This is a genomic window from Alloalcanivorax xenomutans (assembly GCF_900217905.1).
GTDB lineage: Bacteria > Pseudomonadota > Gammaproteobacteria > Pseudomonadales > Alcanivoracaceae > Alloalcanivorax > Alloalcanivorax xenomutans.
On the sequence record NZ_OBMO01000004.1, the window covers coordinates 130,690 to 156,471 of the forward strand.

At 62.2% G+C, this 25,782-nt stretch carries 19 protein-coding genes and 2 tRNA genes; 15 read left to right on the forward strand and 6 right to left on the reverse strand.

Features of this window, described 5'->3' with window-relative positions:
- The first annotated feature begins 148 nt into the window (after positions 1-148).
- Positions 149-841, forward strand: a complete 693-nt coding sequence (locus tag CRO06_RS04625) for a GntR family transcriptional regulator (RefSeq protein ID WP_022996122.1) — start codon at positions 149-151, stop codon at positions 839-841.
- A 16-nt stretch (positions 842-857) separates the two neighbouring features.
- Here CRO06_RS04625 and CRO06_RS04630 read toward each other — a convergent pair whose 3' ends face one another.
- Entirely contained in the window at positions 858-2,126 is a 1,269-nt protein-coding gene (locus CRO06_RS04630; RefSeq protein ID WP_097057830.1) for an MgtC/SapB family protein, read from the reverse strand.
- A 222-nt stretch (positions 2,127-2,348) separates the two neighbouring features.
- Here CRO06_RS04630 and CRO06_RS04635 point away from each other — a divergent pair.
- The 13 genes from CRO06_RS04635 (at position 2,349) to CRO06_RS04695 (ending at position 12,875) form a co-directional block, all read left to right on the forward strand.
- Positions 2,349-2,425: transfer RNA gene (locus CRO06_RS04635), tRNA-Val, on the forward strand.
- A 119-nt stretch (positions 2,426-2,544) separates the two neighbouring features.
- Positions 2,545-3,099 (forward strand): translation initiation factor IF-3, encoded by a 555-nt coding sequence (gene infC / locus CRO06_RS04640; protein WP_022996120.1) that lies wholly within the window; start codon positions 2,545-2,547, stop codon positions 3,097-3,099.
- 53 nt (positions 3,100-3,152) lie between these two features.
- The gene (rpmI, locus tag CRO06_RS04645) at positions 3,153-3,347 is read left to right on the forward strand and encodes a 50S ribosomal protein L35 (RefSeq protein ID WP_022996119.1); all 195 of its coding nucleotides are present in this window, start codon (positions 3,153-3,155) and stop codon (positions 3,345-3,347) included.
- Positions 3,348-3,390: 43 nt separating this feature from the next.
- Positions 3,391-3,750 (forward strand): 50S ribosomal protein L20, encoded by a 360-nt coding sequence (rplT, locus tag CRO06_RS04650; protein ID WP_022996118.1) that lies wholly within the window; start codon positions 3,391-3,393, stop codon positions 3,748-3,750.
- A gap of 178 nt (positions 3,751-3,928) precedes the next feature.
- Positions 3,929-4,948, forward strand: a complete 1,020-nt coding sequence (gene pheS, locus CRO06_RS04655; protein ID WP_026949678.1) for a phenylalanine--tRNA ligase subunit alpha — start codon at positions 3,929-3,931, stop codon at positions 4,946-4,948.
- A 67-nt stretch (positions 4,949-5,015) separates the two neighbouring features.
- Complete coding sequence (gene pheT, locus CRO06_RS04660) at positions 5,016-7,391, forward strand: phenylalanine--tRNA ligase subunit beta (protein WP_097057831.1); 2,376 nt, start codon at positions 5,016-5,018, stop codon at positions 7,389-7,391.
- A gap of 12 nt (positions 7,392-7,403) precedes the next feature.
- A complete protein-coding gene (ihfA, locus tag CRO06_RS04665) occupies positions 7,404-7,706 on the forward strand; it encodes an integration host factor subunit alpha (protein ID WP_014995527.1) in 303 nt (100 codons plus the stop codon).
- On the forward strand, positions 7,690-8,046 hold the full coding sequence (locus CRO06_RS04670; protein ID WP_014995526.1) for a MerR family transcriptional regulator: 357 nt from the start codon (positions 7,690-7,692) through the stop codon (positions 8,044-8,046). Before ihfA ends, CRO06_RS04670 begins: the two co-directional genes overlap by 17 nt.
- A gap of 131 nt (positions 8,047-8,177) precedes the next feature.
- Positions 8,178-8,254: transfer RNA gene (locus CRO06_RS04675), tRNA-Pro, on the forward strand.
- Between the two features lie 147 nt (positions 8,255-8,401).
- Positions 8,402-11,008, forward strand: coding sequence for an intermembrane phospholipid transport YdbH family protein (locus CRO06_RS04680; protein ID WP_097057832.1), 2,607 nt, complete (start codon positions 8,402-8,404; stop codon positions 11,006-11,008).
- Complete coding sequence (locus tag CRO06_RS04685) at positions 11,005-11,205, forward strand: YnbE family lipoprotein (protein ID WP_022993674.1); 201 nt, start codon at positions 11,005-11,007, stop codon at positions 11,203-11,205. The genes CRO06_RS04680 and CRO06_RS04685 overlap by 4 nt, the downstream gene beginning before the upstream one ends.
- Before the next feature lie 30 nt (positions 11,206-11,235).
- On the forward strand, positions 11,236-11,562 hold the full coding sequence (locus CRO06_RS04690; protein WP_244902770.1) for a YdbL family probable chaperone protein: 327 nt from the start codon (positions 11,236-11,238) through the stop codon (positions 11,560-11,562).
- Between the two features lie 212 nt (positions 11,563-11,774).
- Entirely contained in the window at positions 11,775-12,875 is a 1,101-nt protein-coding gene (locus tag CRO06_RS04695) for an OmpA family protein (RefSeq protein WP_097057833.1), read from the forward strand.
- A gap of 90 nt (positions 12,876-12,965) precedes the next feature.
- Here CRO06_RS04695 and recD read toward each other — a convergent pair whose 3' ends face one another.
- The 4 genes from recD to CRO06_RS04715 all read right to left on the reverse strand — a co-directional run bounded on the left by recD (position 12,966) and on the right by CRO06_RS04715 (position 22,546).
- Positions 12,966-14,882, reverse strand: coding sequence for an exodeoxyribonuclease V subunit alpha (recD, locus tag CRO06_RS04700; RefSeq protein WP_097057834.1), 1,917 nt, complete (start codon positions 14,880-14,882; stop codon positions 12,966-12,968).
- Entirely contained in the window at positions 14,872-18,495 is a 3,624-nt protein-coding gene (recB, locus tag CRO06_RS04705) for an exodeoxyribonuclease V subunit beta (protein WP_097057835.1), read from the reverse strand. The genes recD and recB overlap by 11 nt, the downstream gene beginning before the upstream one ends.
- Positions 18,492-21,881: an exodeoxyribonuclease V subunit gamma gene (recC, locus tag CRO06_RS04710; RefSeq protein WP_097057836.1), complete on the reverse strand. Its 3,390-nt coding sequence runs from the start codon at positions 21,879-21,881 to the stop codon at positions 18,492-18,494. Before recC ends, recB begins: the two co-directional genes overlap by 4 nt.
- A gap of 62 nt (positions 21,882-21,943) precedes the next feature.
- Positions 21,944-22,546, reverse strand: coding sequence for a LysE family translocator (locus CRO06_RS04715; RefSeq protein WP_022993680.1), 603 nt, complete (start codon positions 22,544-22,546; stop codon positions 21,944-21,946).
- A 164-nt stretch (positions 22,547-22,710) separates the two neighbouring features.
- On the opposite strand from CRO06_RS04715, the gene CRO06_RS04720 reads away from it, so the two are divergent.
- Positions 22,711-24,108 (forward strand): aminotransferase-like domain-containing protein, encoded by a 1,398-nt coding sequence (locus CRO06_RS04720; RefSeq protein WP_022993681.1) that lies wholly within the window; start codon positions 22,711-22,713, stop codon positions 24,106-24,108.
- A 231-nt stretch (positions 24,109-24,339) separates the two neighbouring features.
- Here CRO06_RS04720 and CRO06_RS04725 read toward each other — a convergent pair whose 3' ends face one another.
- On the reverse strand, positions 24,340-25,695 hold the full coding sequence (locus CRO06_RS04725; protein WP_097057837.1) for a KamA family radical SAM protein: 1,356 nt from the start codon (positions 25,693-25,695) through the stop codon (positions 24,340-24,342).
- Positions 25,696-25,782: the final 87 nt, after the last annotated feature.

Here is a 25,782-nt window from a genome sequence, read left to right on the forward strand (position 1 = left end):
TCCCCTTGAGCTAACCAGACCGGGATGAACTTGTCACCGGGCTGAATGCCGATAATTGCAAACCGTTACGTAAACAGGGCGCTGTGTTGCTTGATCTCCTGTTGTATAGTCCGACAATGCTTCCAAATTGTTAAACAATGCGACGATCGTGACCTTCAAAGCCAACCAAAGCCTTGCCGAGCAGATCGCCGGTCACCTGGCCGGCCAGATCATCCGTGGTGAAATGCTGGCCGGCGACCGGATTCAGGAACTGCGGGTGGCCGGTGAGCTGGAGGTGAGCCGGGGGTCGGTGCGCGAGGCGTTGCTGATTCTGGAGCGCCGTCATCTGATCGAGATCCTGCCGCGGCGGGGCGCGGTGGTGCGTGAACTGACGGAAGCCGGAGTGCAGGGGCTGTATGAACTGGTCCAGGTGCTGCTTGGGCTGGTGATCCGCAAGGCCATCAAGTCCCTGCGCGAGGAGGACCTGGACCCGTTCATCGAGCTGATTCATGAACTGCAACTGGCCGCCGGCGAGCGCAACGTGGAGCGCTTTTTTACCCTGTGCTTCCGTTTTCTGGAACTGGCCTATCCCTTCGCCCGCAACAGCTACGTGGAATCGGTGCTGGGTAACCTGCAACCGGCGCTGCAGCGCACCTGGTTCATGGCATTGCATCTGGATCACGATGAAATGAAGGAATGCCTGTCGTTCTTCAAAGCGCTGGTGGAGACCATCTTTCGTCGTGATGTGCGCTCCGCGCTGGAAATTATCCGCGAGTTCGCCGAGCACCAGAGTGCTCTGGTGCAGGACTCCATCACCCGTGCCCGCCAGATTGAGGCCGCCTGGAGCGCCCGCCGTCGCTGAGCGTGCTGGTCCGCCCTTATAGCAACCAGGCGGTGAGCAGACCGGCGCCCAGGGACACCGCCATCGGGACCAGCACCGAGCGGCCCAGGGCACGGTCGCCGATGGTCAGGGCCATGCCGGTTTTCACCAGATTATTCACCGCCGTTGCCAGCACGATGGCCAGCACGGCGGTGTCGAGGGCCAGCCCCTGGCGGGACAGCCGGGTCAGTGACAGAGTGATGGCGTCGACATCGGTGATGCCGGACGTGGCGGCGAGCAGGTAGATGCCGGTATCACCCAACCATTCCTGGAGCAGAGCGCCCAGGGCCATGATGATCAGCAACAGTAAGCCGAAAAACAGGGCCGATTTCAGATCCAGCGGGTTTTGTTTCAAGGCGGGCTGCTCGACGCTGGTTTCAGTGCGGTGGCGTAACCAGATGACCAGGGCCGGCAGATAAAGCAGCAGGGCCATCACCAGCACTGGCGGCGCCAGCGCCGGCAGCAACTGCCGGTTGATCAGCAGGCAGTAGATCAGGATGCGCGGAAACATGGTGCCGCAGGCCAGCAGGATACCCGCCGCCAGCAGCGGCGAAAGCGGTGGCGACTTCCGTGACAGGCGGGCGAAGTGCAGGGTCAGTGCGGTGGAGGAACTGAGGCCGGCAAAAACGCTGGTGAACAGCAGACCCCGCTCGGTTCCTCCCACCCGTACCGCGAAGTAGCCAACGAAGGAAATGGAGGCGATCAACACCACCATCCACCAGATCTCGTAGGGATTGATCATTTCGCCCGGGCCGTAGCCCTGGTTGGGCAGAAGAGGCAGGACCACCACCGAGATCAGCAGCAGCTTGAGGCCGGCGTCCAGTTCCTGCTGGTGCAGTTTGCGCAGTAAGTCATGCGCCTCCTTCTTGTTGTCCAGCACGATGGTGGTAATCACGGCCACGGCGGCGGCGATCTCCGGGGCCTGTAGTATGGCCAGAGCGCCCACGGTGAAGGTCAACAGCAGCCCGATCAGTCCGGTGATGCTGTAATCGCTCACGCGATAGGCGCGTATCCCGAAAGCGAAAGTCCCGACCAGCGCCACGGTGGCGAACCCCGCGGCCAGAATCAGACCGCCGGCATGGTCCGTGAGCGCCGCGCAGACCCCGCCCAGCAGTCCCACCAGAGCATGAGTGCGCACCCCGGCCACCCGCTGGCCCGGTGGCTGATCGCGGTCCCGCCAGCCCCGCTGAATGCCCACCAGCAGGCCGAGAAGCAGTGCCAGCCCCAGCTTGATCAACAAAGTGTCTTCCCAGGCGAGGTCGCTCATGATGTCGAATTCCGGTTCGGGCGAGCGGCGGATTGTCCCGGCGGTGCCCTCATGGCGGGGGGCTGTTTCGCCGGGAATGGCCTTCAAGGGTGCCCCGGCAGTATAGCGGCAAGGCGTCCCCGGCCGGGATGGCGAATGCCCTTATTGCCATGGCCCGGTCAATAAAGCCGCCGCCAGGGCTTGCCAGGGGGCTCGCGTATCCCTAAAATTGCGCCCCTCTGCAGGCACGTAGCTCAGTTGGTTAGAGCACCACCTTGACATGGTGGGGGTCGTTGGTTCGAATCCAATCGTGCCTACCAAACATTCCCGTTTTGAGATTCGATGCCCGGCGTCGGGGTTGTCCGGGTGTCGCCGCGTGGCATACAATGTCGCGCTACCCGTCAAAACGGGCGAGGTTCGCCTCATTTCGATTCACTAAGTGGAGGTTCACGACATTAAGCGTGGAGGCAAGGGACGCGAGCAGCGTGCCAACATCAATCAGCAAATCCAGGCCCGCGAAGTGCGGCTGATCGACGAAAACGGTGAGCAGCTTGGTATCGTTTCCCTGGAGGAAGCGTTACAAACGGCCACCGAGAAGCAGCTGGATCTGGTGGAAATCTCCCCTGGTGCGGAACCGCCCGTTTGCCGGATCATGGATTACGGCAAGCATCTGTTTGAGCAAAAACAGAAGGCCAAGGAGTCTCGCAAGAAACAGCGCCAGACTCAGGTCAAGGAAATCAAATTCCGGCCTGGCACGGATTCCGGCGACTACGAGGTGAAGCTGCGTAACCTGAAGCGTTTCCTCGAAACCGGCGATAAAGCCAAGGTCACCGTGCGTTTCCGGGGTCGGGAAATGGCGCACCAGGAGCTCGGTCGCGAGCTGCTGGCACGGATTGAAGAGGATTTGGCGGAATACGGTTCCGTCGAGCAACGCCCGAACATGGAAGGGCGCCAGATGATCATGGTGCTCGGCCCGGGCAAAAAGAAGAAGTGATCCGGATTCGGGTTGCTTAAGGTAATCAAGTACTCAGCAACGAGAAGGTAACCATGCCTAAAATCAAGACAAACCGCGGGGCTGCAAAGCGTTTCAAGAAAACCGCCTCCGGTTTCAAGCGCAAGCAGGCATTCAAAAACCACATTCTGACGAAGAAGTCCTCCAAGCGGATTCGTCAGCTGCGTCCGAAGCAGGAAGTCCACGAGAATGATGTGGCCCTGGTTAAACGCATGATGCCCTATAGCTGAGCCAACAGCTCAGTATCGCAACTGGTTTTTGGAGATCTGAATAATGGCTCGAGTTAAACGTGGTGTGCAGGCCCGTCGCCGGCACAAGAAAATCCTTAAGCAAGCCAAAGGTTACTATGGCGCGCGCAGCCGGGTGTTCCGCGTAGCGGTACAGGCGGTAACCAAAGCGGGTCAGTACGCTTATCGCGACCGTAAAGTTCGCAAGCGTCAGTTCCGTCGTCTGTGGATCGTGCGTATCAACGCCGCGGCCCGTGTTAACGGCCTGTCCTACAGCCGTTTGATCGATGGTCTGAAAAAGGCATCCATCGACATCGACCGTAAAGTGCTGGCCGATCTGGCCGTGCGTGATCTGGGCGCGTTTGGTGCTTTGGCTGAGAAAGCCAAAGCGAGCCTCGCCGCCTGAGCACCTGTGACGTTACTCTTGTAATCAGAAGCGTAACGACAAGGCACTCTCGACGGGGGAAGAGCTCGCGCTCTTCCCCCGTTTTCGTTTGCGTGGCCGTCAGGCCGCGATGGGATCGACCCGCGGGCCAGGGGCGTGGCGGGGGAAATCAGCAACCACTGGTGGATAAGGCTTTATGATGGAGAACCTGGAAACCCTGGTCAGCGAAGCGTTGGCGCAGGTGGCCGAGGCCGGCGACGCCCGCGTTCTGGACGAGGTGCGGGTCCGCTATCTGGGCAAGAAAGGGGAAATCAGTGCTCTGCTCAAGAGTCTGGGTGGTTTGGGGCCGGAAGAGCGTCCCAAGGCCGGGGCTTTGATCAACGAGGGCAAGCAACGGGTCCAGGACGCCATCGAAGCGCGCAAGTCCCTGCTGCAGGAGCAGGTACTCAATGCCCGTCTCGCCGAGGAAGCGCTGGATGTGACCCTGCCGGGCCGTGGCGAAATGCCTGGCGCCCTGCATCCGGTGACGCGCATGCGCCGGCGCATGGAGGATTTCTTCCTGCGGCTCGGTTTCGACATCGCCGAAGGCCCGGAAGTGGAGGACGACTACCACAATTTCGAGGCGCTCAATATCCCCGATCATCACCCGGCCCGGGCCATGCATGACACCTTCTACTTCGGAGACGGGCGTCTGCTGCGCACCCATACCTCGCCGGTACAGGTACGGGTGATGAAAGCTGGTAAACCGCCGTTCCGGATCATCGCTCCGGGCCGCGTTTACCGCTGCGACTCCGACCTCACCCACACTCCCATGTTCCACCAGGTGGAAGGGTTGTTGGTGGACGAGGGCATCACTTTCGCCGATCTCAAGGGCACGGTAGCGGAGTTCCTCAAATTCGTGTTTGAAGTGGATGATCTGCCGGTGCGCTTCCGCCCCAGCTACTTCCCCTTCACCGAGCCCAGTGCCGAAGTGGATGTGGGCTGCGTGAGCTGTGGCGGTAAAGGCTGCCGGGTGTGTTCTCACAGCGGCTGGTTGGAAATCATGGGCTGCGGCATGGTGCACCCGAAAGTGCTGGAGCACGGTGGCGTGGATCCCGAGCGCTACACCGGCTTCGCTTTCGGCATGGGGATCGAACGCCTGACCATGTTGCGCTATGGCGTCAACGATCTGCGTCTGTTCTTCGAAAACGATGTGCGCGTGCTCTCGCAATTCGCCTGAGCGCGTCACCACCGGATACCGCAGCGTAGGCCGAGCGGCCGCGAACCGAATTTAAGGAACACCGAGAATGCGTTTCAACGAAGCCTGGTTACGGGAATGGGCTAATCCCGACATCGATACCGACACGCTGGTGCACCAACTGACCATGGCGGGTCTGGAAGTGGACGCCGTGGAGCCGGTGGTGCCGGCCTTCAGCGGAGTGGTGGTGGGTCGCATCACAAGCTGCCAGCCGCACCCGGATGCCGACAAACTGCGTCTGTGCGAAGTGGACGATGGCACGGAGGTGTTCCCGGTGGTATGCGGTGCCCCCAATGCCCGCGAAGGGCTGAAGGCGCCGTTCGCCCGTATCGGCGCGGTGTTGCCCGGCGACTTCAAGATCAAGAAGGCCAAGCTGCGCGGTCAGCCTTCCGAGGGCATGCTCTGCGGCGCCTCCGAACTGGGCATGGAAGACCTCATCGACGGTCTGCTTGAACTACCGGAAGACGCGCCGGTGGGCACCGATATCCGTGACTATCTCGGGCTCAACGACACTATCATCGAAGTGGACCTGACCCCCAACCGGGCGGATTGCCTGAGTCTGCGCGGCGTGGCCCGGGAAGTGGGCGTGCTCAACCGGGTGCCGCTGAATGAACCGGCCATCGAGCCGGTGGCGCCCCGGATCGATGATGTTTTCCCGGTGACCGTGGACGACGCCGAAGCCTGCCCCCGTTATCTGGGCCGGGTGATCCGGGACGTCAACGTTGCCGCGCCGACGCCGCTGTGGATGGTGGAACGGCTGCGCCGGGCCGGTTTGCGCTCCATCGATCCGGTGGTGGACGTCACCAACTATGTCCTGCTGGAACTGGGCCAACCGCTGCATGCCTTCGATCTGAACCGACTCAACGACGGTATCCGTGTGCGCCGGGCACAAGCCGGTGAGCAATTGGAAACCCTGGACGAACAGACTCTGGAACTGCGCGACGACACCCTGGTGATCGCCGATGGGCAGGGGCCACTGGCCTTGGCCGGCATCATGGGCGGCCGCCCCAGCGCGGTATCCGCTGATACCCGTGATCTGTTCCTGGAATGCGCTTTCTTCAGTCCGCTGGCCGTTGTTGGCAAAGCTCGTTCCTACGGCCTGCACACCGATTCTTCCCATCGCTTCGAGCGTGGCGTGGATCCTGCGCTGCAAGCCCGGGCCATCGAGCGCGCCACTGCCCTGATCCTGGAGATCGCCGGTGGCCGTCCCGGCCCGGTGAGCGGCAGCGAGGACGCGGCGTCCTTGCCGGCCCCGGCGGCCATCGAACTGTATGCCGATCACGCCACCCGATTGCTGGGCAGCCCCCTGCGGAACGAAGAAATCGTCGACATTCTGCAACGGCTTGGCATGGACGTGAGTGAACAGGGCGAGGGGCATTGGCGGGTAACCGCGCCGAGCTGGCGTTTCGACATGGCCATCGAGCAGGACCTGATCGAGGAACTGGCGCGGATTCACGGTTACGACCGTCTGCCCAACCGGGTACCGGCGGGCACCCCCGCAGGCAACACGCAATACGAACACAAGGTGCCGCTGCGCCGGCTGTCCGATGCGCTGCGCGATCGCGGCTATATGGAAGCGATCACCTACAGCTTCGTGGCGCCGGAAATCCTGGCCCAGGTGGATCCGGATCACCCGCCTCTGGCATTACTGAACCCGATTTCCGCCGATCTCGGTGTGATGCGCACCACCCTGATGGCGGGCCTGCTGACCACCGCCCAGCGCAACCTGAACCGGCAAATTGACCGTCTGCGCCTGTTCGAAACCGGGCTGCGTTTCGTGCCCGGTGAGCAGGAACTCACTCAGCAGCCGATGGTGGCGGGGCTGCTCTATGGCAGCGCGGCACCGGCGCATTGGCAGAGCAAACCGCGTGCGGTGGATTTCTATGACCTGAAAGGGGACGTGGAATCCCTGCTGGCGCTGTCCGCCAGCGAGGACTTCCGCTTTGTCGCCGCCACCCACCCGGCCTTGCATCCGGGGCAGTGCGCGCGGCTGGAGCGGGATGGCGAGATCGTGGGTTATCTGGGGCGTATTCATCCGCGTCTGGCCGCCCAACTGGATTTGCCCGCCGACCTTTATCTGTTCGAGCTGATCCTGGAACCGCTGGTGACCGGGCGTTTGCCACGGTTCCAGCCGGTGTCCGAATTCCCACGCGTGCAGCGGGACCTGGCCTTCGTGGTGGCCACCGAAGTGGCGGCCGGGGACCTGCTGGAACTGGTGCGGGAAACCTGCGACGAACGTCTGCGCGATGTGCAGGTATTCGATGTCTACCAGGGCGAGCACATCGACCAGGGTTACAAAAGCCTGGCCATGACCTTGACCTTCCAGGACGCTTCCAGCACTCTTAGGGACGATCAGGTCAATGCCCTGGTCGAAGCGGTAGTATCCCAGTTAAAACAACGATTTAACGCCAATCTCAGGGTCTAAACCGAGGCAGATATGAGCGCGCTGACCAAGGCCGGCATGGCGGAGCGACTGCACGAAGAGTTGGGACTGAACAAACGGGAAGCCAAGGAATTGGTGGAGATGTTTTTCCAGGAATTGCGTGAAGCGCTGGAAAACAATCGCCCGGTGAAACTGTCCGGCTTCGGCAACTTCGAACTGCGTGATAAAAGTGAGCGGCCCGGTCGCAATCCCAAGACCGGTGAGGAAATTCCCATAACCGCTCGGCGGGTGGTGACCTTCCGGCCTGGTCAGAAACTCAAGCAGCGGGTGGAAGATTACCATGCTGGAACCCAGTAATAACGACGAGCTTCCCGCCATCCCCGGCAAACGCTACTTCACCATTGGCGAGGTCAGCGAGCTGTGCGATGTGAAGCCGCATGTGCTGCGTTACTGGGAGCAGGAGTTTCCACAACTGAAACCGGTGAAGCGGCGCGGCAACCGCCGCTATTACCAGCGTCAGGACGTGCTCACCATCCGCCAGATCCGCAGCTTGCTTTATGAGCAAGGCTTCACCATCGGCGGTGCCCGTCAGCAGCTCTCCGGCGACGCCAACTCCGAAAGCGCCACTCGCTACCATCAGCTGATCCGGCAAATGAGGGTGGAGCTGGAGGAAGTGCTGGACGCGCTGAAGGCCTGAGCGGGGGGCTGGCCAATTCCCACCCAACCAACGCCGGGCGGCGGTTTTTCGGGTTCCATCCGCGTCATGAATCCGTTATGATTCCCGCCGCTTCGACGCAGAGCCCTCTCTGCCGAGCAAGCAACCACTCTCGGGGCGTAGCGCAGTCTGGTAGCGCACTTGCATGGGGTGCAAGGGGTCGGAGGTTCGAATCCTCCCGTCCCGACCAAACGAGAGAAAAAGCCCTGGTGATTTTCACCGGGGCTTTTTTGTGGCCGCTGCCCTGGGCACTTTTGCCTCGGTTTGACCTCTATATTTCCTGATCGAGACACGCCATGCTTGGCGTGGGATACTTTCGTTTCCGACAAGGATTTCCATGGCAGCTTGGTCGCGGCGTCGAATCGGGGTGGTGGCAACACTGGTGATTCTGGTGTTGTTGCTGCTGTTGCCGTTCGTGATCGCCTGGAGTCTGGGTTGGCGTTGGCAGGGCGTCGGCTGGCGTCAGGGACTGGTGATCACCGGTCTGTGGCAGCAGCAGGGTGAATGCCGCCCTTTGTCGCTGCGGGGATTGCGTCTTTCCTCGCTGCGCCCCATCACGGTCACTGTCGACAGCGTGTCGATTCGCCAGTGTGATTCCGATACCGCTACCGAGCCACTTTCCGAATTGCCTGATCTGCCCGCGTTACACGTCAAAGTGTGGGCGTTGCAGTGGCAGGACTATCCGCCGTTATCTCTTGAACTGACGCAGGAAAACGGTCACTGGCGGGGGCGGGCCGGATTTCGTAATGGCGAGGTGCTGGGTGATTACCAGCAGGACAGCGGTGCCTGGCAGGTGCATGGGCAAATCCCGGTGTCGGATCTGGATAGCCGCGCCATCGGCGTGGTGGAACTCGGAGGCTCGGGGCAATGGCTTCCCGATCAGCCGGTCCGGGCCGATTTGGCGCTGGCCGGCAGCGAGCTGGGTATGGCCGGTGAGGATTACCGGGCCAATCTGAGTGGTACGGTCACCGTGGAGCAACCTCGCTGGCAGGCGTCACTGACGCTGTCCGACCCGCTGGCGCTGCCGGCGGGATGGCGGTTATTGCCGGGGGAGGGGCTGACCGCCAGCGGGACTTTCGACGGCTTGATCGAACAGGCCAAGGGGCGGCTGCAGGCTCGGGGACCGCAAGGGCAAGCGCTGCTCACTCTGGCCAGTGACGATCAGAGGCTGGGAGCAGGGCAGGGGCGTTTGACGCTGTCCGAAGGGATGGATGGCACCGTCGCCTTTCAGTGGCAGGGAGTGCAACTGCTGGTGGCGCCGTTCGAGCTGACTCTGCCGGAACAGATGCGGTTGAGTTTGCGGGAATCGGTGACAATGCCATTGGCCGCCGATGGAGACGTGACGCTGCCGCTGTCCGCGCATTATCAGGGCGCCACCGTGACCGCCGAGAACAGCCAGTTGCTGTGGAGCCCGGACGGCGTGCATTGGCAAGGGGCGTTGTCCCTGTCGGGGCAATGGCAAGGGTATCGTCTGAGCGGCGGTTGGCGCGGCCGGACTGGCGTGGACGGCGTTAGTGGGGAGCCGCTCAAAGTGCGTCTCGAAAACGCGGATCTGAGCGTGGAGGCCACGGCACCGGTGGCGGAATTGAAGCCGCCACACTGGCCGGTACAGGCGTCACTCAAGGGACATTATCAGCGTCTGCCGTTCCAGGCCCGGATGAGCGGGCGCAGGGATGACCATGGAGGTTGGGCCGGCAGCCTGGATGCCGATGTGGACGCGGCGGATTACCTGGACCAGGGTGGCACCGCGCGCCTTGATGGGCGTTGGCAGTGGCGCGAAGGCGTATTCACCCTGGCCAGTGGCGCGGCGATTTCCGTGGCGCAGGCGGTGCATGGAAAGATGCTGTTGAAGCCGTTGTCGCTGACCGCGCGGACGCCGCTGCGTTATCAGGATGGCGGTATTCATGGGCAACTGGCTCTGCGGGGAGAAGGGCTGCTGGCGGAGCGTTGGGAATTGCCGGTGCTCACCGGCACGGTGAATCTGAACGGGCAGCGTGCCCGGGCGGAGCTGGCGGTAAAGGACTGGGAAGCGTCACTGGCGGTCAGTGCCCGTCCCTTTGGCACGGGTTATGCCGGTGATCTGTCGTTGGCCTCCGCGTTGCGTCCGGAACTGAGCCGGGGGCTTGGTTTTACCTTGCAGTCCGGGCAGTTGGTCGCTGACGGTGACTGGTTGTGGGACGAGGTGGTTTCTTTCGGAGTGAAAGCCAATGTCTCCGGGGCGGACCTGGACTGGGGCAGTGTGCTGGCGCGTGGACTGAACGCACGATTGGCTCTGGACTGGCAGGATGGTGAGGCCGACCTGAGAACACGGGAGCCGATTTCCCTGGCGTCGGTGGATGTGGGTACGCCGATCACCAATATTCGCTTGAGCGGTCACTCGGATCTGGAGGTCTGGCGTTTCAGCGATATCCGAGCCGAGGTGCTCGGCGGTGAAGTGCTGGCGCCGAAGTTGCAGTGGCCGTCGGATCAGTGGCAGACGGTGGTGGTGACCGGTATTGACCTGAACCAGGTGGCGGCGTTGCAGAATGAGCCGGCGGTATCGTTGTCCGGTACGGTGGGCGGCTATCTACCGCTGCGTTTGTCGCGCAACAGCATGGCGGTGCGGGGCGGGCGCTTGTCCAATGAAGGCCCTTTGTCCCTGGAAGTGCCAATGACCTCGGCGGTCCAGGCCATGGCGCAATCCAATCAGGCGGTGGGGCTGGCACTGGATTCATTGAACCCGTTGTTGATCAGTCGCTTTTTTGCACAGCTGGATATGGAGGACAGCGGCTGGCTGGACGCGGCGGTCACCATCGAGGGCATTAACCCGCAACAAAATCGCTTGCCCGTGGTCTTTAATTACACACACAAGGAAAATGTCAGGGACCTGTTGCGCAGCCTGCGCATCGGTGATCAGATCACCGATGAGATCATGAATCGGACGCCGATGGAGAGCACACAATGAAAATCAATCGGGGAGGGCGAGGCCTGTTGTTGACGGCTCTGATGTTGCCGCTGATGGCCTGTACGCCCCGGGTGGCACTGGAAGCGCCCAAGGAACCGATCACCATCAACCTGAATGTGAAAATTGATCACGAAATCCGGTTGAAGGTGGAAAAAGACATCGATGCGTTGTTCGAACAGAACGACGATCTGTTTTAACGCTTGCCAGGAAAATGAGGGAGGCAAGGCATGATGAAGATAATCAAAGTCGCGCTGATGGTGATGGCGCTGACAATGGCGGGGAGCGCCTTCGCATTGGAGTTGGACCAGGCCAAAACCCAGGGGTTGGTGGGCGAGCAGCCCAATGGCTATCTGGGGGTGGTGAAGGCAACGCCGGAAGCGGTGCAACTGGTATCGGAAGTCAATGAAAAACGGCGCCAGGCCTATGAACGCATCGCCCGTCAGAACGGCATCACACTGGAGCAGGTAGCCAATCTGGCCGGTCAGAAGGCCATCGAAAAAACCGCCGGAGGGGAATACGTCAAAACTCCGGACGGGCAGTGGATTAAAAAATAATTCATAGGTCGTTATAATTAGTTTTTTGTTTTTTATAGTAATAAATGACCTTCTCCCTGGAAGGTCATTTGAAACTGAACGCTTAGGGAATGTTAGATGAGGTAAAAAAAGTTCCACTTTTCCACAATATTTACGTTTGTCTATCCTCATCAGACGATGGCGGCTCTACATTGATCCCATTGTGGATCGATTTGTACCGATAGGAGCTTGCCATGAAAGAAAGATTGCTCGCAGCGGCGTTCATCTCCCCGATGATGATTGCCGCCCCTGCCTTCGCCGAAAACGTACCGGACACTTATGGGTACATCGGCGCCAACGCCAGCCATTATTTCTTTTACGACAACGAAGCCTTCGGTGAAGACGTCGATGGCGGTGAAGACAACTGGTTCTATGGCGGCCAGCTTGGCTGGCGCTTCAACCCCAACTGGTCCATCCAGGCCTGGTACGAAGAAGCCGATGGTGACGTGGAAAGCGATTACGATTCCGGCGCCCGCTGGGATGTGCAGAGCTATTTCGCCAGCCTGCGTTACCACATGAACGGCACCAGCTTCCTGGGTTTTGAACCCTATGCCGGTTTCAACATGGGCGACCTGGTACTGGAAAGCCTCAACGACAACGCTACCGGCGATAAAGGCGATAAGCAGCACGCCTTCATGACCGGGGTGGAAGTTGGTATTCAGCGCGCCTTCGCTGATCGCATCCTGCTGGATCTGGGCACCCGCCAGGCCTATGCGGCGGATCGGGATTTCTGGACCGGCCAGGTTTACGCCGCGGTTAACGTTCTGTTCGGTGTAAGCGCCGCTCATGCCGCGCCGGAACCGGAGCCGGAACCGGTGATTGGCGATCAGGACGGCGATGGCGTGCCGGATGATCGCGATGCCTGCCCGGATACCCCGGCCGGTGCCGTGGTGGATGAGCGCGGTTGTCAGAAATACGACACGGTCAGCGATCAGAGCATGAACGTGATTTACTTCGGCTTCGACAAAGCGGATATCGGCGCCCAGTTCAATGACGAAGTCCGTCAGGCCGCGGACAACCTGAACAAAGGCGAAAGCGGTTCCATCCGCGTGGAAGGCCATGCTGACAGCACCGGCCCGGCGGAATACAACCAGGGTCTGTCCGAGCGTCGTGCCCAGGCGGTGAAGGATCGTCTGATCCAGGATTACAAAGTGGATGGTTCCAAGATCACCACCAAGGGCTTCGGTGAAACCCGCCCGGCGGAATCCAACGACACTCGCGAAGGTCGGGCGCGGAATCGTCGCGCGGAAATCTTCGTCGATACCGAGCAGTCCGAACCGCAGTTCAAGGAGTAAGCGTCTGAACGGACAGGGATGTCCGGTGTGACCAGAGAGGGCGGCGTAAGCCGCCCTTTTTTTGTTCAGAGGATAATGGGCCGCGATACGTTAGTGTCCGTACTCCCTGTTCAATCGCTGCCACAGTCCGGAGGCGCGCCAGGTGCGACGGGCGACCGCGTGATTCAGCACCGTGCCCGGGCCGCATTCGAGCAGGGTGAAGGTTTCCCGCGCCCGGGTCACGGCGGTATAGATCAACTCCCGGGTCAGCAGTGGATGCGGCCGGTCCGGCAGAATCAGCAGCGTATGTCGGAACTCCGAGCCCTGGGATTTGTGCACGGTCATGGCGTAGACCGTTTCCACGCCGCCCAGTCGGCTCGGCAATACCCACTTGATGCGGCCATCCGGTAACGGAAATGCCACTCTCAGGCCATCCGGGTGGGCCAGGGTCAGGCCAACGTCGCCGTTCATCAGACCAAGCTGGTAATCGTTGTGGGTAAGCATTACCGGACGACCCGGATACCATTCGTGCTCGTCCGCCAGACCCTGCCGGTGCAGTTGCCGGGTCAGTTGCTGATTCAGCTCGATGACGCCGAAAGGGCCGCCACGCAAGCCGCTCAACAACTGCCGCTCGGTTAACCGGAGCAGCAGCCGGGCGGCCCAGCTATCCAGTTCGTCCCTGTCCGGTGTGTTGGCCGCTTCGAGGAGCAGCGTTTTCAACCCCGGATGCGAGGCCGTGCCGTCGATCAGGAAACGGTGCGGATAATGGGGATCGCGGCGCAGATCCACACGTTGCAGTTGATCCGTATGTTGCCGGAAAGCGCTGGCGACACTCCGGCTATCACCTTGATTCACCGCCTGGGCCAATGCACCGATGCCGGGGCTGTCGCGGAAGCGCCAGTTGCGCCGCAGCATGGCGGTCTGTTGCGCCAATGGGCCGCCTTCACCGCGCCAGGCGGTCAGGTCGGCGCCGCAGCTCTGTTGAATGAAGTCCACCGTGGCCTCGTCGTAGCCGCCCTGCTCGGCGTCGCGGCAAAGGTCACCGAGCACCGCGCCGGCTTCCACGCTGGCCAGTTGGTCCTTGTCGCCCAGCAGCACCAGCCGGGTGTTGGCATCCAGGGCGTCGAGTAGACTGGCCATCATTTCCATGTCGATCATGCTGGCTTCGTCCACCACCACCAGATCCGCGTGCAGTGGGTTATGGCGATGATGACGGAAGCGGCGGCTGTCAGGACGGGTACCGAGCAGACGGTGCAGGGTGCTGACCTCGGTGGGAATGGCTGAGCGAACGGTTTCCGGCAGCGGCAGCCGCGCCACCTGATCGCCGATGGACTGTGTCAGCCGGGTGGCGGCCTTGCCGGTGGGAGCGGCCAGACGAATACGCAGGGCGTGCCCCTGTTCCAGCGCCAGGCTTTGCAGCAAACCCAGCAGACGCACCACGGTAGTGGTCTTGCCGGTACCGGGGCCGCCGGTGATCACTGTCAGGCGGGCACGGGTGGCCAGGGCGCAGGCCACCTGTTGCCAGTCCACCTCGTCATCGCCGTCGACGAACAGCTTCGCCAGAGTGTCGCCCGGGGGAGTGGAGGGTTCGTGCCGTAGCCGTGCCAGCAGCAAGTCGGCGACCTTGACCTCCTGGGTCCAGTTGCGGTGCAGGTAGAGACGGGAACCGTCCAGCACCAGGGGCTGACCGGGGCCCTCGCCAACCAGTTCACTGGCTTGCAGCAGCGCGTGCCACCGTGGCGGGTCCGGCGGCAATATTGGCACCAGACTGTCCGGCATGCCGGCAGGCCATAGTCGTTGGGCCAACTCCGGTTCGTCCAGGTCCAGGCACAGATGTCCCGCCGCCAGCTGCGCGCTGGTGAGCGCGGCGATCACCAGGACCGCCGGATCAGCGTCCGGAGCCTGCTGGTGCAGAAACCGCGCCACCGCCACATCCAGATCCCGTAACTGCCCTTGATCGCGCATTTGCTCCAGGGCATCTTGCCAGTCGACGGCGGCGAACAGATCGCCCTGTCCATCACTTCGCATGAGCGTCTCCCAGGAACAGCCGGTCCAGAGCTTCCACCAGCGCGGTCGGCGCGGCGCTGAAAACGGTGCCGGCGGAGGGCGCGCCGAGACCGCGTAGAAAGACGTAGACGGCGCCCCCCAGATGGGCATCCGGATGATAGTCGTTACCGAGGCGGCTGCGCAGTAAACGGTGCAGCGCCAGCAGATACAGCGCGTACTGCACTTCGTAACGATGCTCCAGCAACGCCTCGATCAAAGCGTCGTCGCCATAGGCGTCATCGTCCGGACCAAGCCAATTGGATTTATAGTCCAGCACGTAATAGCGGCCCCTGTGCTCGAACACCAGATCCATGAAGCCCTTGAGCATGCCGTTCAGGGTATCGGCTTCCAGGCGCGGCCGTGGCTGTCCGGGATAGAGATGCTCGCGGATCAGCGCATCCAGCCGTGTCACCGGCACCTGTTCGGCGGGCAGCAGAAATTCCATTTCCGCCACCGGCCGATCCAGGTCCGCCAGACGTATCCGTCCCTGTTGTAGCGGCAGGGGCGTCGTCAAAGTCCGACGCCACCATTGCATTACTGTGGTGTTGTGGTCTTGCCAGTGGCGGGCTTCCAGTTGCTGGCGGACTCTTTTGTCCATCTCTTCCGGGGCGTCCAGACAGGTCCGGAATCCCTGGTTGGCGGCATGCTCCAGCAAATCGTGCAGCAAGGTGCCGGGCAGGGCGCCGCGGGGAAACGCGTGCACCCCCGCGGTGGCGGTTTCCATCATCGGTTTCTGCACGGGCTCCGGTTCGGTTTCCGCCAGTTGATCGGCGCGGGCGTCGGCGGGAGAGAGCGGTTCTTCCATTTGTCGCAGGGCGCTGTAGCTGGCGATCCACCAGGGCGTGCGCGGATGTCTGGGAAAAATTTCCGGTTCGCGCAGCCGGACCACCGTATTGACCGGCTGATAGACCTCGTCATTGCCGGGCGGCGCGGGTATTACCGTGATGGCGTCGTCGCTCAAAGGGCCCAGCGCGGCCAGCAATTGATCATTGGCCACGCCCTGGGGGCCGAACAACAGCCGGCCGATGGCGCTGCGTGGCAGCTGGTTTTGTTGGGCGCGGCCCTTGGCATAGGGCGCCAGGCCCAGGGTGCAGCTGTGACAGGCCCGGGTCAGCGCCACGTAGAGCAATCGCATGTCCTCGGCCAGACGCTCGTGATCGGCGAGACGTTCGATGTCGTCGTCCGGTTCCAGTGAGACGACGAGATGGGCGTTGTCCTGCCCCTTACGGTGATAACGCAGGGGCGGCTTGCTCTTTTCCGCCGCGCGGAAACTGCAAATGAAGGGCAGATAGACCACCGGGTATTCCAGGCCCTTGGACTTATGAATGGTGATCACCTTGACCCGGTCATCGTCGCTTTCCAGGCGCAGAATGCTGTCGTTGTTGCTGCCGCGCTGATCGTTGACGGTGTCCTCCAGATAGCGGATCAAGGCCTGCTCGCCGTCCAACTGGGTGGCGGCCTGTTGCAGCAGCTCGGCAAGGTGCAACAGATTGGTAAAGGCGCGCTCCCCGTCGAGACTGCGCTGCAACCGTGCCGGCACCGAGAAGTCCATAAGCAGTCCCCGGAACATTGGCAACACACCCTGTTGCCGCCATTGTTCGCGATAGCCGTGGAAGCGATTGACCATGGCTTCCCAGCGCACCTCATCCCGATTGATACGGTCCAGTTCCTGGTAGGGCAATGACAGGGTGCCGGAGGCCAGGGCGCTGCGCACGCGCACATCGGATTCCGGGCTGGCGCAGGCGCGCAGAATCAACAAAAGATCCTGGGCTTCCGGTTGCGCGAACACGGAGTCCTGGTCGGACAGGTAAACGCTGCGCACGCCCCGGGCGAGCAGGGCGTCGCGAATGGCCCTGGCCTCGGTGCGATCACGCACCAGCACGGCGATATCACGGGGGCGCAAAGGCGTGAAGCGCTGGCCCTCGCGGAAGCCGGTGACACCTTGTCCGGCACCGTTGAGCAGGTGGGTGATCTCGGTGGCGCAACGGGCTGCCTGGTGTTGCCGATACACGCCGGAGGAAATGGCTTTGTCGCTGTCTTCCACCCAGAGCGTGACGCCGGATTTTATTTCGCCGTCCACCAGCAGCGTATCCTTGCGCCCCTGGGCTTCCACCGCTTCGAAAGGAATGGCGTTGTCCATCATGAAGACATCGCCGTGGGTGTCCTGGCTGTACTCGAACAAGCGGTTCACCGCCGCCACCATCGGCGTCGCCGAACGGAAATTCCGGCCCAGGGTGTAGTGATGCCCTTCGGTGGCGCGCCGGGCTTGCAGGTAGGTGAACACGTCGGCGCCGCGGAAGGCGTAGATGGCCTGCTTGGGGTCGCCGATCATGAACCAGCCGGTGTCGTCGCGGTGCTGATACAACGCTGAAAAAATGCCGTACTGGGTGGGATCGGTGTCCTGGAATTCGTCGATCAGCGCCACCGGGAACTGATCCCGGATCACCTGCGCCAGCCGCGCTCCGTTGTCGCCATGCAGGGCGCCGTGGAGACGGCTCAGCATATCGTCAAACCCCATGGTGGCGGTTTGCCGGCGCATCCGGTCCACTCGTTTACCGATCCAGGCGGCGGCGTGGGCGAGCAGGTCGGTGCGCGGCAACGCTGTTTGTTCCCGTTGCTCCAGGACCTGATCCAGCTGATCACAAAAGGCGAAGCCGGGGCGATGTTCCTCGCCTTTCTTGGTCAGCTTCATGCCCGTTGTGGAGAAGCGTGAGAGAGTGTCGTAGTCCTTGTCGCTCAGTACCTCGCCGGCGGCATAGCGTTCCAGAGTCAGCAGCATGCCGGGCAGGCTGCTGGCGCGGTAACTGTTGCCGTTGAGCCATTTGTTGTCGCGGGCGCTGCGCACCCAGTCGAACAGCGCCGGCAACTCGGCGTTGAGGGTGGCGCGAGCGCTTTGCTCCAGCGCCGCTTGCGGGCCACTAGCATCGAGCCAGCGTTGTACGCTTTCCGGCAGCGTGTCGGGATCGGTGCCACCGAGGCCCAGCAGCGGACGGCATTGCGCCAGCAGGGCTTCCGGGTGGCCCAGCTTGCTGGCTTGCAGTGCATTGGCGGCGCTCACCGGGAACCCTGCTATGACGTTACGCCAGTAGTCGCAAGCGGCGAGCTGCTGTTCGTCACTGGCGTCTTCCTGCAGTTCCAGGCTGAACAAACTGCCGGAATCGAACGCATGTTGTTTGAGCATGCGGTTGCAGAAACCATGAATGGTGTAAATGGCGGCTTCATCCATCCACTGGGCGGCGGCGTTCAACCGTTGCGCGCAATGGCGGCGTTGCTCGTCGTCGGCGTAGTCGTCCAGCAAACCTTGGAGAATGACATCGGGTTTGTGCGCCTGGGGGTCGGCGAACACCCGCGCCGCTTCCGCAAGCCGGTCGCGGATTCGCTCCCGCAGTTCCTCGGTGGCGGCTTCGGTGAAGGTCACCACCAGGATTTCCGGCGGCAGCAAGGGTTGGCGGAACGCGGCCTGGCCGCCGTGCCCCAGCACCAGCCGCAGATACAGGGCCGCCAGGGTAAAGGTCTTGCCGGTGCCGGCACTGGCTTCGATCAGGCGCGTGCCGTGCAATGGGAAAGTGAGCGGCAGCGGGCGTGGCTGGCTCATGCGACCGGCCCTCCCTGTTCAGTCCATTGCGCCTGTTGGTAGAGCGGCGCGTAGAGCTGTTCGGTCCAGTGACGGAAGGCCGGCTTGTCGTCATGCCGCACCGCCAACATGGCGTCGAAGCCGGACCAGGCACGGGCGATGGCCGGTTCCCGGAATTGTTCACCGTCGCTGTTGAAACCAGGCTCGAAGGCCTTGCGGGCCTCGGCCTCGCCTTTGTCTTTTTCCTCTCCGGCCAGCCAGGCGAAGGCGGTGGCACAGGCAATGGGTAACGGTTCGCACAGGGCCTGCTGCCAGGCCCGGCCGATGGCGTCGAGCCGTTCCCGCGCGGTGGCCGGGTCCATTGGCGCGAGGCTGTACAGGCCGTCCTGTCCCTGAATTTGCGTGGTCAGGGCGTGGCCGCTGGCGCAGGCGGCAAGGTGTATGACCCAGTCGGTGGTCAGCTTCTCCAGAGAGCCTTGCAGACGGCTGGTTTTCAGTACCAGCCGTCGCGGCTGGGAGGCCTCGCCGCGCAGGTCCACCAGCCAGTCTTCCAGCGGCAGGCCGCCGGCGTCGAGCTGGATTTCCTGTTGCGGTTGCAGCGCGCCACTTTGTGCCAGCAACAGGAAGTACTGCTGCAGGGGGCGGCGCAACGGCATCAGCAAGGTGGCGCGGCTGCCCTCGGTGAAAGGCGCCAGTGGCAACGCGCCACTGCCGGCCAGGCGTTCCAGCGTGGCGCGCATGGCCTCGCCGGCCTGGTCCGGCCCGGCGCGCAGTGCCTCGCCGAGCAACTGGTCCTGCAACTGCCAGCGCTCCAGCCCCTGCACACTGAACGGCTCGGTGTCGTCGAGGTTATGGCTGTCCTGTCGGAGCTGGGCTTTCAGTCTTTGCTCGAAGAAGTGGGCCACCGGCTGCTTGAGAAAACGCCCGAGCGCGGCGCAACTGACCGGCTCATTGTTTTCCAGCGGTGGCAGCGGCAAGGGATTGTCTTCCCCTGTCGTTTCGTCGTGGGCGTGCAGGGGGCGCCATTCATCGGCGTAGGTGGTCAGATTATCGTCGGCATCAAAGTAGCGGCGGCTGAAAGGTTGCAGCGGATGCTGCACGGTCAACTGGTCCGCCACATCACGACCGTTATCGGCGCTCCGCCAGCGCTGATTGAGATAGTCGCGCAACTGCGCCACCAGCACCGACGGCGGCCGTTCACTGTTGTCACGGACATTACGGCCGGTCCAGCTTATGTACAGGCCGTCGCGGGCGCTGAGCAGGGCCTCCAGAAACAAATAGCGATCGTCGTCGCGGCGCGAGCGGTCGCCGGGACGGTAGCGCCCCCATTGCCGCATCAGATCGAAGTCCATGGGTTGCTGTTGGCGGGGGTAGTCGCCGTCCTTCATGCCGAGCAAGCAGACATGCCGGAAGGGGATGGCACGCATCGGCATCAGCGTACAGAAATTGATGCGCCCGGCCATGAAACGCTGTGACAGGCTCTCGGCATTAAGGGCATCCAGCAGCGGCCGGCGCGCCACGGTCAGCGGCAGGGGGCCGGCGAAGTCCGCTTCCTCGCAGGCCGCCAGCCAATCACTGAGGGCGTCCCTCAGACCGGCATCCAGGGCTTGGTCCTCGGCACTGTCCGGTGCGAACAGATCGTCCAGCAGGGCGGTGAAACGGGCCTGCCATTGTTGAACGTCGGCGGGTTCGCGCATCGCCCGCCAATGCCGTTGCAGGGTGTCCAGCAGACGCGCCAGCCGGCCGGCCAGTTCCGCGCCCAGGCCCGCCACCTCGTCAAGCGGCTCGATGCCGCGCCAGGCCGGGGCGTCGCCGAGCAGATAGCCGGCCAGCATCCGTTTCAAACCAAACGCCCAGCTGTTTTGTTCGAAGCCGGGAACGTCGAGACTGTGCCGTTGTTCCGCGTCCAGCCCCCAGCGAATGCGGGCCTGTTCGATCCATTGCGTCAGTTGCGGCAAGGCGCTCTCTTCGATGCCGAAGCGGCGTCGCACTGCCGGCACGTCGAGCAGATCGAGAATATCCGAAGCAGTGAAGCGCCATTGCGGCAGATGCAATACCGCCTCCACCGCCTGGGCCAGGGGCGAGGCGGCGCCGGCGCTGCGGTCGCTGAGCGTATAGGGCAGGTAGCGGGGATCGCCGGGATCCAGGCGGCCGAACACGGCATCGATGTGCGGCGCGTAGGCCTCGATGTCCGGCACCATGACGATGACGTCGCGCGGCTTGAGGTCCGGGTCGTGTGCGAACCTTTCCAGCAGTGCGTCCTGAAGAATCTCCACTTCCCGCTGGGCGCTGTGGGCGATACGGAATTGCAGTGAGTCGTCCGCCCGCAGAGCAGGGCGCTGGTCGCGTTCGGGCAGTGGTTCCAGTTCGAGAATGTCATGCTGCAATTGTTGCAGCAGCGTCTCCGGCTCGCTGTCTTCGAACAGATCGATTTGATTGTGGAAGGCGGCGCGGTAGCTGTCTGGATCGTCGTGGTCGTAAAGCAAACCGATAAAGTCCCGGCCCTGTTTGCCCCAGGCGGCGAGCAGCGGGTTGACGCGATTTTCCGGCAGGGCGGTCAGATGCCGTTTGCGATGCTCCAACTGCCGGCGCAGCAGATGCCGGTCCTCGACGATATCCGCCCAGTAATGGCGGCAGGGATTCTGTACCAACATCAGGATCTGACAATGGCTGCTGAGGGCCGCCAGTGCCTCCAATCCTTGTTGCGGCAGGGCGCTGATACCGAATATCACCAACCGGCGCGGCAACCCCGGAGGACACTCGCCGTTGCGCAGAGCGGAAACGAAGGCATTGTGAATGGCGCTGCGGCTGAGAGCGGTTTGCGTTTCGTTCATGTCCGCCAGTACCGCTCGCCACAGATGTGCCTGCCAGCGCTGGCTTTCCGGAAAGTCATCGAACAGCGCCCGTTCATCGGAACGCCGCAATCGATCCTCTCCCTGTTCCCAGTCCGCCAGCCAGTCCGCCCGGTAGACCTGATAAGCGTCGTACAGGTCGGCCAATCGTTCCGCCAGTTGGTGGCGTTTGCGGCCGTCGGTGTCGTCGGCCAGAAAATGACGCAACGGGCCGAAGCGATCATCATCCAGTAATATCGGCAGCAGCCGGTAGAGCCGCCACAGCAGTCTCGACTTATCGAACGGTGAGGTGCGCGGCACCCGATCTTCGCCGAGCACGGTGCGGTAGGCGCTCCAAAGAAAGCGGGCGGGCATTTGAAAGCGGGTGCCGGCGGCGATGCCGAGAGCGTCGGGCGCGGCCAGTTTGAGCTTGAGCCATTGCGCCATGCCGTTGGATTGCACCAGCACCGTTTCCGTTTCCAGCGGCGCCAGCGGATAGCGTCCCAGCCACTCGATAAGCAGATCGGTCAGCGTTTCCAGACGGTTGCTGTGCAGCACCATCAGGCCGTTTTGCATGCCAGGTTCCCAGGACTGATTCGACGATCAGGCCAGTGTACGTCAGGCGGCGGGCCTTGGCATCACGACATGAAAGTGGGGTAGAGCGACAGCAACAGCAAGGCCGCCATGGCCAGATTGAAGCGGCCCAGTCTCCGCCCGTGTTGCAACCAGCCCTGTAGGGCCACGCCACCAAGATTCCACAGTGAAATCAGCGGCAGTCCGAGAAAGAAGAAACACAATGCCACCAGCGTCAGGCTGGCGGAGAAATGCACCGGATCGGTATAGGTGGCCACGGCGGTGACCATCATCATCCAGGCTTTGGGATTGACCCATTGGAACAGGGCGGCCTGCCAGAACGTCAGTGGCGCGCCGCGGTGATCGCCACGCAGAGGCGTATGACGGTGCCGTACCAACTGCCAGGCCAGATAGAGCAAAAACAGCAGGCCGAGAACGCGCAGTGTCAGCGACAGCTGCGGAAAGCGGGTCAGCAGTTGCCCCAGCCCCAGTGCCACGCACAACAGCAGAATCTGACAGCCAACCAGAATGCCCATGATATGCGGCAGCGAGCGGCGGAATCCGGCGTTGGCGCCGGAGGCCATCAGCATCAGATTGTTGGGGCCGGGGGTGCCGGTCATCACCGTCACGAATCCGGCCAGGGGCAGTAATGTTTCCCAATATCCCATGTGACCTTCTTAAACAGACTCTAAGGACGGCCAGATTAAGCTTGCGCGGGGTTGGGGGTACAGATATAAAAACATCAATTTGAACCGGTACAGTTTTGATCTGGGCCATCTGTGCCAGTGATGTGGACTGCCCGAGCACGTCGCCTGAAATGGAGAACGCTGGCATGACCCTTTATCACCAACTGGCCGACCAGTTGCAGGCGCTGATTGAAAAGCGTGTCTATGACGTTGGCCAGCGCCTCCCGGGGGTGCGCAGATTGAGTCATCAGCATAATGTCAGCGTGGCCACGGCGGTGAGCGCCTGCCGTGAACTGGAACAGCGTGGTGTGCTGGAGGCGCGCCCCCGATCCGGTTATTACGTGTCGCGGCCGCCGGCCCGTTTCGATGCGCCGCGAATGCGTCGCGCCACTACCCGGCCCAGGGCGGTGAGTGGCCAGGACCGGGTGCTGGAGCTGATTCAGGCGGTCAATGATCCGTCGCTGGTGAATTTCGGGGCGGCGGTGCCGGATCCGGATTTCATGCCGGTAACGGCGATCGAGCGGGCCTTCCATTCGGTACTGCGGGAGCAGCGGCGCCGTTGTGTCGGGTATGAATTTCCTCCGGGCGCCCTGGAACTGCGTCAGGCCATTGCCCGTCGTCTGGTGGCGCTGCAATGTCCGGTGTCGCCGGACCAGGTGCTGATCACCAACAGTTGCCAGGAGGCAGTGACCATCGCACTGAAGCTGCTGACCAAACCCGGTGATACGGTGGTGGTGGAATCGCCCACCTATTACGGGCTGCTGCAGGTGCTGGAATCGCTGGGACTGAAAGCACTCGAGATTCCTTCCGACCCGCGGCAGGGGATTTCCCTGGAGGCGTTGGCCGTGGCGCTGGAGCGCTGGCCGGTGAAAGCCTGCGTGCTGGTCACCAACTTCGCCAATCCTTTGGGATCGTGTCTTTCCGATCAGGACAAGCAAGCGTTGCTGTCATTGTTGAGCCAACATCGCGTGCCTCTGGTGGAAGACGATATTTACGGTGATCTGCCGCTGTTCGGGCCGCGCCCGCGGCCGGTGAAAAGCTGGGACCGGGATGGGCTGGTTTACTATTGTGCGTCGTCTTCGAAGACACTGTCCGCGGGGCTGCGGGTGGGCTGGCTGGTGCCTGGCGGTCAGCAGCGGCGCGCCGAGTATCTGCAGTTCATCAATACGGTATCGGTGGCGACGGCCTCGCAACTGGCGATGGCGCGCTATCTGGAGCGGGGCCATTACGACCGCTTCCTGCGGCAGCTGCGCGGCGAACACGCCAAGGCGGTGGCGCGAATGACATCGCGGGTGGAGCAGTTGTTTCCGGATGGGACCCGGATCAGCCGTCCGGCGGGTGGGTTCGTACTGTGGGTGGAACTGCCCGGGCAGATCGATACCACGGTGCTGGCGGAACAGGCCTTGCAGGAGGGGGTGAGTTTCGCGCCGGGATCATTGTTCTCCACCGGCAACAAGTTCTCGTCCTGCTTGCGGTTGAACTGCGCGGTGCGTTGGGACAATCGGGTGGAAAAAGGTCTGGCGCGGCTGGCGGCGTTGTTGTGACAGACTGATCTCGTTGGTTGTCGACGAAACAATATCGCGACAGGTCTGTACAAAGGCCTTTCTGCCTCCCATAACATCGATCGTTGGTATGGAAGGGGCCACGAAGCCGCTGTGGGAGCTTGCCTGCAAGCGAATCTTTGGGGCCCGGAAGCCCAATTCGCTTGCAGGCAAGCTCCCACAGTGGCGTTGTAGCGGCCTCTGGAAGGCAACTCTGCGCGATGTTTGGGCGGCTCAGCTCTCCATCGCGGCCAGTTCATCCTCGAAGAAGAATTTCTCTTCGCCGAAGGCCGGTTCCAGATGGTTCAGCCAGGTGGCCTCGCCGTTGTATTTGGCGAAGAAAGGCCGTTGCACCCAGTCCGGGTTGCGGCCCTGGATGAAACGCAGCACGAACACCTTTTCGCCGTGGATCTCCGTTACCCCCTGGATCTCCACCTTGCCCGGATGGCTGGACATGCTCGGTCCGCGCGCGGTGCGGGCCAGGCCGGATACCTGTTTCATGGCGTCCCGGTAAATCCGCCAGGCTTTGGCCAGCGGCACTTCGAAATAGTGACGGGCTCCGGTGTCCCGTTCCACGAACATGTAGTAGGGCACCACGCCCAGCTCCACCTGGGTTTGCCACAGGCGTGCCCAGTCATCGGCGTTGTCGTTGATGTGCGCCAGCAGGGGCCCCTGGGCCCGGATCTGGGCACCGGTGGCACGAACCCGGCGGATCGCTTCCCGGGCGATGGACGGTTCCAGTTCCTTCCAGTGGTTATAGTGCGCCATCAGCGCCAGGTGCTTGCCGGCCGCCGTCACTTCCCGGAACAGGTCCAGCAGGTCGTTGGCGTCATTGTCGGAAACAAAACGGTATGGCCAGAATGTCAACGCCTTGGAGCCGATGCGGATGGTGCGCAGTTGTTCCAGTTCCAGCAGCGGTTCGATGTGGGCGCGCAGATTCTTGGTCTTCATCACCAGCGGATCGCCGCCGGTAATCAGCACGTCGGTGATCTCCGGATGCGCCTGAATGTACTTCTTCAGTTGTCCCGCTTCCTTGGCCGCGATCTTGAGATCGTTGTCGCCGATGAACTGGGCCCAGCGGAAGCAGAAAGTACAGTAGCTGTGGCACACCTGACCCTGGCTGGGGAAGAACAGCACGGTTTCATCATACTTATGCTGCAGGCCATTGATGCGCTCGCCGTCCACTTCCGGAATATTGTGTTCCATCTGTCCGGCGGGGTGTGGATTGAGCGCCTCGCGGACTTCGGCGATGGCCTGGTTCAGGATGTCTTTGTCGCCACTTCGCATGGCGTTGGCCACCCGCTCGAAGTGTTCCGGCGCGAGCATATCCTTCTGCGGGAAAGTGAGCTGATAGATCGGGTCGTCGGGGACTTTGTCCCAATCAATCAGTTCCTCGATGACATACTCGTTCACCCGGAAGGGCAGGACGCTGGCGACCACGTCCATGGCGAAACGGGCTTCCTCGTCCAGCCGCTGGAGCGGCTCGATCTTGTCCAACTGGCGGGCGGTATACACCTTGAAGCGACGAGGTTCGCCGAAGTCGGTGTCGTGATGCTCGCGCAGCGGTATCACGGTGTTGGTTTCTTGCATGCTTGTGTTCCTCATGCCGTGCCGACGCCGCAAACGCGTCGGTACACTGGTCAAGGGACCAGCAGGTTTCTGCTTTCAGAGTGACCG

Coding starts and splice junctions, on each gene's coding strand:
- CRO06_RS04630 (WP_097057830.1), bottom strand. CDS start 2,126: ATGAGCGACCTCGCCTGGGAAGACACTTTGTTGATCAAGCTGGGGCTG.
- rpmI (WP_022996119.1), top strand. CDS start 3,153: ATGCCTAAAATCAAGACAAACCGCGGGGCTGCAAAGCGTTTCAAGAAA.
- rplT (WP_022996118.1), top strand. CDS start 3,391: ATGGCTCGAGTTAAACGTGGTGTGCAGGCCCGTCGCCGGCACAAGAAA.
- pheS (WP_026949678.1), top strand. CDS start 3,929: ATGGAGAACCTGGAAACCCTGGTCAGCGAAGCGTTGGCGCAGGTGGCC.
- pheT (WP_097057831.1), top strand. CDS start 5,016: ATGCGTTTCAACGAAGCCTGGTTACGGGAATGGGCTAATCCCGACATC.
- ihfA (WP_014995527.1), top strand. CDS start 7,404: ATGAGCGCGCTGACCAAGGCCGGCATGGCGGAGCGACTGCACGAAGAG.
- CRO06_RS04670 (WP_014995526.1), top strand. CDS start 7,690: ATGCTGGAACCCAGTAATAACGACGAGCTTCCCGCCATCCCCGGCAAA.
- CRO06_RS04680 (WP_097057832.1), top strand. CDS start 8,402: ATGGCAGCTTGGTCGCGGCGTCGAATCGGGGTGGTGGCAACACTGGTG.
- CRO06_RS04685 (WP_022993674.1), top strand. CDS start 11,005: ATGAAAATCAATCGGGGAGGGCGAGGCCTGTTGTTGACGGCTCTGATG.
- CRO06_RS04690 (WP_244902770.1), top strand. CDS start 11,236: ATGATGAAGATAATCAAAGTCGCGCTGATGGTGATGGCGCTGACAATG.
- CRO06_RS04695 (WP_097057833.1), top strand. CDS start 11,775: ATGAAAGAAAGATTGCTCGCAGCGGCGTTCATCTCCCCGATGATGATT.
- recD (WP_097057834.1), bottom strand. CDS start 14,882: ATGCGAAGTGATGGACAGGGCGATCTGTTCGCCGCCGTCGACTGGCAA.
- recB (WP_097057835.1), bottom strand. CDS start 18,495: ATGAGCCAGCCACGCCCGCTGCCGCTCACTTTCCCATTGCACGGCACG.
- recC (WP_097057836.1), bottom strand. CDS start 21,881: ATGCAAAACGGCCTGATGGTGCTGCACAGCAACCGTCTGGAAACGCTG.
- CRO06_RS04715 (WP_022993680.1), bottom strand. CDS start 22,546: ATGGGATATTGGGAAACATTACTGCCCCTGGCCGGATTCGTGACGGTG.
- CRO06_RS04720 (WP_022993681.1), top strand. CDS start 22,711: ATGACCCTTTATCACCAACTGGCCGACCAGTTGCAGGCGCTGATTGAA.
- CRO06_RS04725 (WP_097057837.1), bottom strand. CDS start 25,695: ATGCAAGAAACCAACACCGTGATACCGCTGCGCGAGCATCACGACACC.